The 8,862-nt window shown below is 72.8% G+C and carries 6 protein-coding genes; 5 read left to right on the top strand and 1 reads right to left on the bottom strand.

Annotated features, from left to right (window positions below; translation table 11 throughout):
* The first annotated feature begins 3 nt into the window (after positions 1-3).
* The 4 genes from BEP24_RS10115 to csrA are packed head-to-tail and all read left to right on the top strand — an operon-like array spanning position 4 to position 4,570.
* The gene (locus tag BEP24_RS10115) at positions 4-1,206 is read left to right on the top strand and encodes an EscU/YscU/HrcU family type III secretion system export apparatus switch protein (protein WP_065962967.1); all 1,203 of its coding nucleotides are present in this window, start codon (positions 4-6) and stop codon (positions 1,204-1,206) included.
* A complete protein-coding gene (locus BEP24_RS10120; RefSeq protein WP_065962969.1) occupies positions 1,203-3,257 on the top strand; it encodes a flagellar biosynthesis protein FlhA in 2,055 nt (684 codons plus the stop codon). Before BEP24_RS10115 ends, BEP24_RS10120 begins: the two co-directional genes overlap by 4 nt.
* Complete coding sequence (locus BEP24_RS10125) at positions 3,232-4,230, top strand: hypothetical protein (protein WP_065962971.1); 999 nt, start codon at positions 3,232-3,234, stop codon at positions 4,228-4,230. The genes BEP24_RS10120 and BEP24_RS10125 overlap by 26 nt, the downstream gene beginning before the upstream one ends.
* 4 nt (positions 4,231-4,234) lie before the next feature.
* Positions 4,235-4,570 (top strand): carbon storage regulator CsrA, encoded by a 336-nt coding sequence (gene csrA, locus BEP24_RS18050; protein WP_253181655.1) that lies wholly within the window; start codon positions 4,235-4,237, stop codon positions 4,568-4,570.
* 136 nt (positions 4,571-4,706) lie between these two features.
* Here the strand turns inward: csrA and BEP24_RS10135 are convergent, their stop codons facing one another.
* Positions 4,707-6,800: an acyl-CoA dehydrogenase gene (locus BEP24_RS10135; protein ID WP_065962973.1), complete on the bottom strand. Its 2,094-nt coding sequence runs from the start codon at positions 6,798-6,800 to the stop codon at positions 4,707-4,709.
* Positions 6,801-7,010: 210 nt separating this feature from the next.
* Between BEP24_RS10135 and BEP24_RS10140 the strand changes: the two genes are divergently transcribed.
* Complete coding sequence (locus BEP24_RS10140; RefSeq protein WP_065962975.1) at positions 7,011-8,474, top strand: peptide MFS transporter; 1,464 nt, start codon at positions 7,011-7,013, stop codon at positions 8,472-8,474.
* Positions 8,475-8,862 lie beyond the last annotated feature (388 nt).

The raw sequence follows: 8,862 nt of genomic DNA on the forward strand, positions 1-8,862 counted from the left end.
CCGGTGTCCGACAGCGGGGAACGGTCCGAACAGGCCACCCAGAAGCGCATGCGGGAGGTGCACCGGAAGGGGCAGCTCGGCCGGTCGCAGGACCTCGGCGCGTGGACGGGCATCGCGATGGCGGCGCTCGTCATGCCCGCGACGATCGGCAACGCCGCGGCGGCCGGCGAGCAGCAGCTCCGCGCCGTGCAGCACGTCATCGCGGAACCGTCGCTCGCGGTCGCCCGGCAGGCGCTCACCGACGCGCTGGCGTCCCTCTCGGCCACCCTCGGGCCGATGCTCGCGGTCGTCGCGGTCGCGGTCCTCGCCGTCTCGGTCGTGCAGGGCGGCGTGCACGTCCGCCGACTCACCCCGCAGCCCGACCACTTCGACCCGGTCGCCGGGGTCAAGCGTGTGTTCGGCGTCCAGGCGCTCTGGAACGGCGTGAAGGCGCTCCTCAAGACCGCGGTCGTCGGACTCGTCCTGTGGTTCGCGGTGCAGTCGCTCGTCCCTGTGCTCATGTCGAGCGGGTCGCTGCCGCTGTCCTCGGTGCTCGATGCCGCCCGCGAGGGCACCGGCACGCTGCTCCGCGCCGCCGTCGCCGCCGGGCTCGTCCTGGCCGCGCTCGACGTGTTCGTCGTCGTGCGCCGCAACCGCAAGCGCACGATGATGACCAAGCGCGAGGTCAAGGACGAGTCGAAGCACAGCGAGGGCGACCCGCTCGTCAAGTCGCAGCGACGCTCCCGCCAACTCGCGATGAGCAGGAACCGGATGGTCGCCGCGATCGGCGACGCCGACGTCGTGATGACGAACCCGACGCACTACGCGGTCGCGCTCAAGTACGAGCCGGGCCGCTCCGCACCGCGGGTGACAGCCAAGGGCGCCGGGCCGGTCGCGCAGGTGATCCGCGAGCGCGCCGAGCAGGAACGGGTGCCGATCGTCCGCGACGTCCCGCTCACCCGTGCCCTGCACGCCGCGTGCGAGCTCGGGCAGGAGGTGCCCGTCGACCTCTACACGCCCGTCGCCCGGGTCCTGTCCTTCGTGATGGCCCTGAGGACCCGCGGGGCCGCGACCGGCACGCACCAGGCGCCGCGGCCGACCACCCCGGACGAGGTCGCGACCGTCCTCGACCCCACCACGCTCACCGGCGACCTGCGTCCGCGCCGAATCCGCCCGTCCCGTCCCACCGCCGACCCCTCGGCCGACCCGCAGGGAGCTCCCGCATGAACCGCAAGGACACCGTCAAGCTCGCCGTCCCGATCTTCATCGTCGGCATCGTCCTGCTGCTGATCCTGCCGGTGCCGTCGTTCCTGCTCGACGTGCTGATCATCTGCAACATCCTGCTCGCGCTGGTGATCCTGCTCACGACGCTGTTCGTGAAGAAGCCGCTCGACTTCTCGGTGTTCCCGTCCCTGCTGCTCGTCGCGACGCTGTTCCGGCTCGGGCTCAACGTGGCCTCGACGCGGCTCGTGCTCGGCCAAGGGTTCGCGGGCGACGTCATCCAGGCGTTCGGCCACGTCGCGGTGTCCGGGTCGGTCATCATCGGCGCGGTCGTGTTCCTCATCCTCGTCGTCATCCAGTTCGTCGTCGTCACGAAGGGCGCCGAGCGCGTCGCCGAGGTCGGGGCCCGCTTCACCCTCGACGCGATGCCGGGCAAGCAGATGGCGATCGACGCCGACCTCAACGCGGGGCTCGTCACCGACGCCGAGGCGAAGGAGCGCCGCGCGGCGGTCTCCGCCGAGGCGGACTTCTACGGCGCGATGGACGGTGCGTCGAAGTTCGTCAAGGGCGACGCGATCGCGGGCATCCTCATCATCGTCATCAACCTCGTCGGCGGCATCGCGATCGGCATGGTGCAGAACGGGCTGTCCGTCACCGACGCCCTGTCGAAGTACGGCATCCTGACGATCGGCGACGGCCTGGTCACGCAGATCCCTGCCCTGCTCATGGCGGTGTCCACGGGCATGATCGTGACCCGCTCCGGCGCCGAGACCGACATCGGCTCCTCGGCGGCGCAGCAGCTGTCGCAATCCCGGAACGCGCTCATGATCGCCGGCGTCGCGGCGATCGCGATGGGGTTCATCCCCGGGATGCCGATCGTGCCGTTCCTGCTCATCGGCGCCGGGCTGCTGTTCGCCGGCTGGCGACTCGGGCAGCAGGCGAAGCGGCAGGAGGCCGAGGCCGCGCAGCAGCAGGCCCTCGCGGCCGCCGCACCGTCCGCCGACACCCCCGAGGACCTGCTCGAGCAGATGCGCGTGCACGCCCTCGAGATCCTGCTCGCCCCCGACCTGGTCGACATGGTGTCCGGGTCCTCCGACGACCTGCTCGGCCGGGTCCGCGCGCTCCGCCGCAAGATCGCGGTCGACATGGGCATCGTCGTCCCGCCGGTCCGGACCCGCGACAGCATCGAGCTCCCGCCGTCGACCTACGCCGTGCGCATCGCGGGCGTCGAGGCCGGCCGCGGCACCGCCCCCGCGCGGAGCGTCCTGGCTCTCGGTGACCAGCTCGACGGGCTGCCCGGCACGCTGACCGTCGAGCCGGTGTTCGGGCTCGCCGGCAAGTGGGTGCCGGCCGAGCTCCGCCACGCGGCCGAGATGACCGGCGCGACCGTGATCGACCGCGTCTCGGTGCTCGTCACCCACCTGCAGGCCGTGATCGGCGACAACGCCGCGCGACTGCTCACCCGCGAGGACGTGAAGGTCCTCACCGAGGGCGTCAAGCAGGTCAACCCCGCCGCCGTCGAGGAACTCGTGCCCGGGATGCTCTCGCTCGCCGAGCTCCAGCGTGTGCTGCAGGGCCTCCTCGCCGAGCGGGTCCCGATCAACGACCTCGGCCGCATCTGCGAGGCGCTCACCCTGCGCGCCAAGGTGTCCTCCGACCCGGAGGGGCTCGTCGAGGCCGCCCGCGCCGCACTCGGGCCCGCCCTGCCCGCACGCCACGCCGAGGACGGCACGCTGCGGGTCATCATGATCGACCCGCTCCTCGAGCAGTCGATGCTCGAGGGGCTCCGGCCGTCCGAGCAGGGCACGCAGATCGTGCTCGACGCGCACCGCATCGAGCAGGTCCTCGGGTCCCTCCGCGACGCCGTGCGCTCGGTCGAGGAGCAGGGCCTGTCCGCGGTCCTCGTCTGCGCGCCGCAGCTCCGCCCCGCCGTGCACCGGATGGTGTCCGCGCAGGCGAACGGCCTGCCCGTGCTGTCGTACCAGGAGGCCACCGCCGCGGGCTCCACCATCGAGACCGTGGGGGTGGTCCGTGCCGCCGACCCGATCGCTGCGTAGCGGTCCGACGCTCGAGGCCGTCCGCGACGCCGTCCGCGCCGAGTTCGGCCCGGGCGCCCGGATCGTCTCCGCCGAACGCGTCACCACCCCCGGCATCGGCGGGCTGTTCAAGCGTGCCCACGTCGAGGCCGTCGTCGAGGTGCCCGACCCCGGCACCCCCGTCACCGCCCGCGTCGCGATCGCCGACACCCCCGTCACCCGCGTCGGGATCGCTGCGCTCCTCGCCGAGGCCGACGAGACCGAGGCACGCATCGCCCGCGCCGACGGCACCGCGACGGCACGGGCCGACGCGTTCGCGTCGGTGCTCGACGGCTTCGTCGCGGACGGCATCGCGCCCCGCGCACCGCGCCCGACGGCGGACCCGCCGGAGGCGGGCCGGGTCGACGGGGCCGGGTCGCGCCTCCAGGACGGGTCCGACTGGCGTGACGCAGCTGACCTCGCTGACGGACGTGACCGCGGTGACGGTGGGGACCACCGCGACGGTCGCGACCGTCGGCCGGGAGGCGCGGGTGCGGTGGTCGCGTCGGCTGCGGTCGACGGGGTGCTCGGTGCTGCCCTCGTGGGTGCGTCGCTGCCCGCCGTGCGGTCCGCGGACGGCGACCTCGTGCTCCTGGTCGGGCGCGCGGGGGACGTCGACGCGGCTGCCGGGGTCTTCGCGGCCCGGTACGCGCTGCGGGCCACACCCGCGGCCGACCGACGGTCCGGGATCCTCGCCCGGGCCGACGGGGTGCGGCAGGGGCACGCCCTGCTCGGCGTCGCGGCGTGGGACGACGCGGCGACCGTCGCGGGGCTCGCCCCGGACCAGGTGTGGGTCGTCGTCGACGTGGGCCGCAAGCACGAGGACACCGTCGCGATGGTCGCAGCCGTCGCGTCGCGCACGCCCGTGGCCGGGATCGTCGCGATCGGGGCGGGGGAGACCGCCACGCCGGAGTCGGTGCACCGACTGGGCGTCCCCGTGCTGTCGCTAGGCTGACGGGGTGCTGGTACTCACGCGGAAGGTCGGCGAGCGGATCCTCGTCGGTGACGACGTCGTCATCACGGTGCTCGACAGCCGGGGCGACGGTGTGCGGATCGGCATCGACGCGCCGCGCGGGGTGAAGATCCAGCGCGAGGAGGTCGTCCGCGCCGTCATCGAGGCGAACGCCGAGGCCGCTGCGGCCGCGTCCGGAGCCGGTGCGCCGGGGACGTCGGCGGGTCCCGCGGGTCCGGCCGGTGGTGGGTCGGGTGCTGGTGCCGCCGGCGGGACGGCTGACGACGCCGAGGCGCGACTGCGTCGTGCGCTCGGCGCGGATCGTCCCCGCGGCGAGGGCTGAACCCCGCGACACCGACCTGGTGCCTGTTGTCCGGCTGCGGTGCGGGTGCCCGCTGCGCGGTCGCGCCCGCGGTGTGGGGGCCCGCTCGGCGGCCCCGCACGCGCTCGCGATGCGCGCGCAGGGCCGGTCCGACGCGCTAGGGCCGGGGCTTCTTCTCCTGCTGGGGGAGTCGTCCCGCCGCCGCCTCGGCCGCGAACCACGCCGCCGCCTCGTCCTGTCGGGCGCGTTCCTCGCCGAGGGCGATCGGGGCGCGGACGTGCTCGGGCGCGTACCCGAACGACTCGATGAGCTGCGGGACGATCGGCACCACGCGGGCGATGAGCCGGTCGACGTAGGCCGAGACCGCCCGAGCGCGCTGGGCGCTCAGCCGACCGTGCACGAGGTACCAGTCGAGGTGCTGCTCGAGCAGGCCGAGCGCGAACAGGTCGCGGAGCCAGACGAGGACCGTCCGGGTGTCGCCGGGCGCCACGGACTCGATCGACTCGGTGAACGCATCCCACTGCATGAGCTCGGCGTGGGCCTTGGCGGCCTCGATGAGCTCGTGCTGCGACCGGTTGAGCAGCCGCGCCGCCTTCGCCCGGTCCTTGCCCGCCGAGGCGAGTCGCATCCCGATCTCGGTCACCATCGTGTCGACCCGGCCGGCGAGCAGGGCGCGCTGCGTCGACGGGTCCTGCAGGTCGGCGACCGAGGCCGCCATCGAGCCGCGGTCGACCACGGTCTGCCCGAGCCGTCGGATGCCCGAGGCGTCGGCGAGCTTCGAGGCCGCCTGCGCCGCGACGAACTTCGCGGTCGAGGTCGGGTCCTTCGGCGCACGCGCGCGGAAGTCGGTCAGCAGGCGCTTGCCGACGAGCTGCAGCAGGATCGTGTTGTCGCCCTCGAACGTCACGTAGACGTCGAGGTCGGCGCGGAGCCCGGTGAGCCGGTTCTCGGCCAGGAACCCGGCACCACCGCAGGCCTCGCGTGCCTCCTGCAGGGTGTCGAGGGCCGACCACGTGGACATCGACTTGAACGCCGCGGCCTGGGTCTCCAGGTCCTCGCGTCGCTGGGGCGTGTCCTCGCGACCGCTGAACACGTCGTCGAAGGTGCGCAGGAGCTTCTCGTGTGCGAACGACTGCGCGAACACCGTCGCCAGGCGCGGGATGAGCCGGCGCTGGTGGCGGCCGTAGTCGAGCAGCACGCCCTCCTCGCCGCCCCCGGTCGGGAACTGCCGGCGTTCGCGCGCGTACGTCAGCGCGATCTGCAGGGCGAGCTTCTGCGCGACGACCGCGGCGCCGTCGAGCGACACACGGCCCTGCACGAGGGTGCCGAGCATGGTGAAGAACCGGCGGCCGGGCGACGCGATCGGCGACGAGTACGTGCCGTCCTCGGCGACGTCGCCGTAGCGGTTCAGCAGGTTCGTGCGCGGGACCCGGACGTGGTCGAAGTGCAACCGGCCGTTGTCGATGCCGTTCAGGCCGCCCTTGACGCCGTCGTCCTCGCCGCCGACGCCGGGCAGGAACGTGCCCTCGTCGTCGCGCAGCGGGACGTAGAACGCGTGCACGCCGTGGTCGACCCCGGCGGTGACGAGCTTCGCGAAGACGACCGCGGCCTTGCCGTGCAGTGCGGCGTTGCCGATGTAGTCCTTCCACGCGCCGCGGAACGGCGTGTGGATGACGAACTCCTGCGTGTCGGGGTCGTACACCGCCGTGGTCGCGATGCTCTGCACGTCGGAGCCGTGACCGGTCTCCGTCATCGCGAAGCAGCCGGGGACGTCGAACCGGATGATCCCGGGCAGGAACTCGCGGTGGTTCCGTTCGGTGCCGAGGTGGTGCACGGCCGAGCCGAAGAGCCCCCACTGCACGCCGGCCTTGATCTGGAGCGACGGGTCGGCGGTGGTCAGCTCCTCGAACGCGGCGAGGTTGCCGCCGTGGTTCTCCTGGCCGCCGAACTCGAGCGGGTAGGGGCGCTGGATGGCCCCGGCGTCGACGAGGATCTGCAGCTGCTCGAGCGCGCGGGCGCGGTGCTCGGCGAGCGGCTGCCCCTCGATCTTGTGCAGCGCGGGGTCCTTCGACAGCCGGCGCGAGATGCGACGGTCCTCGGCCCAGCGCCCGAGCAGGAGCTCGCCGAGGAGCGTCGTGTCGATGCGGACGTCGGTGTCGGTGGCGCCGATCGGGGTGCCCGCTGCCGGGTCGCCCGTGGCGTCGGCGTTCGGGGCCTCGGTGCCGGGGCGTGCGGGTGCGGTGTCGACCATGGTGGGAGCCTTCCTGAACTGCTCTGTCCGTGCTGCAGAACCCACGCTAGGCACCTTCGTCGACAGTCGCCCGGACGCCGTGCCGGTGCACAACCGCGTCCCGCAGGAGCGGGTGGTCGTGGTGGGAACCCTCCAACACACACGGTCCGGGATTGATGAGCGGGCATCGTCGATTTCCGGGCAGGCCCGACCACGGGGGAGACTGAGCGGATGTCTGGAACCACCGCACCACCGAAGCCGAAGCAGGAACGCACGTTCTTCGGGCAGCCGTTCGAGCTGTCCACACCGTTCGCGGTCGAGCTGTGGGAGCGGTTCTCGTTCTACGGGATGCAGGGCATCGTCCTCATCTACATGTACTACTCGCTCACGAAGGGCGGGCTCGGCATCGACCGCGGGCTCGCGACCGGGATCATGGGCGCCTACGGCGGCTCGGTGTACCTGTTCACGATCATCGGGGCCTGGGTCGCCGACCGGTTGGCGGGCGCGGACCGGACACTGTTCGGCAGCGCGGTGATCGTCATGCTCGGCCACGTCGCGCTGGCCCTCGTCCCGGGCGTCGCGGGTGTCGGAGCCGGTCTCGTGCTCATCGCGCTCGGGTCGGGCGGGCTGAAGGCCACCGCGACGACGATCGTCGGCGGGCTCTACTCGCGGGACGACCCGCGCCGTGACGCCGGGTTCTCGCTGTACTACCTCGGCGTCAACCTCGGTGCGTTCGCCGGTCCGCTCCTGACCGGCCTGCTGCAGAGCACGCTCGGCTTCCACTGGGGCTTCGGGCTCGCAGCCGTCGGGATGGCCGCGGGCCTCGTGCAGTACGGCGTCCGGCGCCGCAAGCTGCCCGAGGTCGTCCGCCACGCCACGAACCCCGTCGACCGACGTCGGCTGCCGCTGGTCGCGGGCATCGCCGTCGTGGTGCTCGTCCTCGTCGTCGTGGCGGTGCTCACGGGCCTGCTCACCGTCAGCACCCTGCCGAGCATCGTGGTCGCCGTCGTGGTCGTGGCCACGATCACCTACTTCGTCGTCATCCTGACGAGCGGCATCACGGCCGAGGAACGGTCCCGGGTCCTCGGCTTCATCCCGCTCTTCGTCGCGAGCGCGGTGTTCTGGTCGCTGTACCAGCAGCAGTTCACGGTCGTGACGACCTACGCCGACGAGCGCCTCGACCGGTCGCTGGGGCACTGGACGATGCCCGTCGCGTGGGCGCAGTCGATCAACCCCGTCTTCATCATCCTGCTGTCCGGCGTGTTCGCCGCGGTGTGGACGAAGCTCGGTGACCGGCAGCCGTCCACCCCGGTGAAGTTCGCCCTCGGTACGGGCATCATGGGCCTCGCCTTCCTGCTCTTCCTGCCGTTCGCCGGCACGGGCGAGCACGGCACCCCGCTCGTCGCCCTGGTCGGCATCCTGCTCGTGTTCACGATCGCCGAGCTGTTCCTGTCGCCCGTCGGGCAGTCCATCGCGACGAAGCTCGCGCCGGCACGCTTCCAGACGCAGATGGTCGCGCTGTTCTTCCTGTCGGTGTCGCTCGGCACCGCGGTCACCGGTGTGCTCGCGAAGTACTACGACCCGACGAACGAGGCGCCGTACTTCACGGTGCTCGGCCTCGCGGCGGTCGCCGTCGGGGTCGTGCTGCTCCTGTGCACGAAGCCGGTGCTGCGGCTCATGCGCGGCGTGCGGTGACCCTCCGAGCGGTCGCACGGCGCGCGGCGCACAGCGGACCCGACCGCCGTGCGTGGCGGCACGGACCGTGTGCCGCACCCACCCCCACTGCTGCCGTCCGGTAGCCTGGACGCAGTCACCCCGGCCGGTCAGGTGCCGGCCCCGGAACCGAGGAGTCCCCAATGCTCGAAGTCATCGCAGGCGTCATCATCGGCATCGGCGTCCTCGGCGGCGTGGGGATGTGCATGGCGGTCGCCGCCATGATGAAGAGCGGTTCCGAGGAGTACTGAGTCCTCGCGGGCACCGGGCCGAGCGTCCGGGTCCGAGCACGACGGCGCCCCCGTCCGACCACGTGTCGGCGGGGGCGCCGTGCTGTCCGGCGGCGGTGCCGCCCAGACCCGTCCCAGCC

The sequence above is a fragment of the Curtobacterium sp. UCD-KPL2560 genome, assembly GCF_001705035.1.
In the GTDB taxonomy this organism is placed as follows: Bacteria; Actinomycetota; Actinomycetes; order Actinomycetales; family Microbacteriaceae; genus Curtobacterium.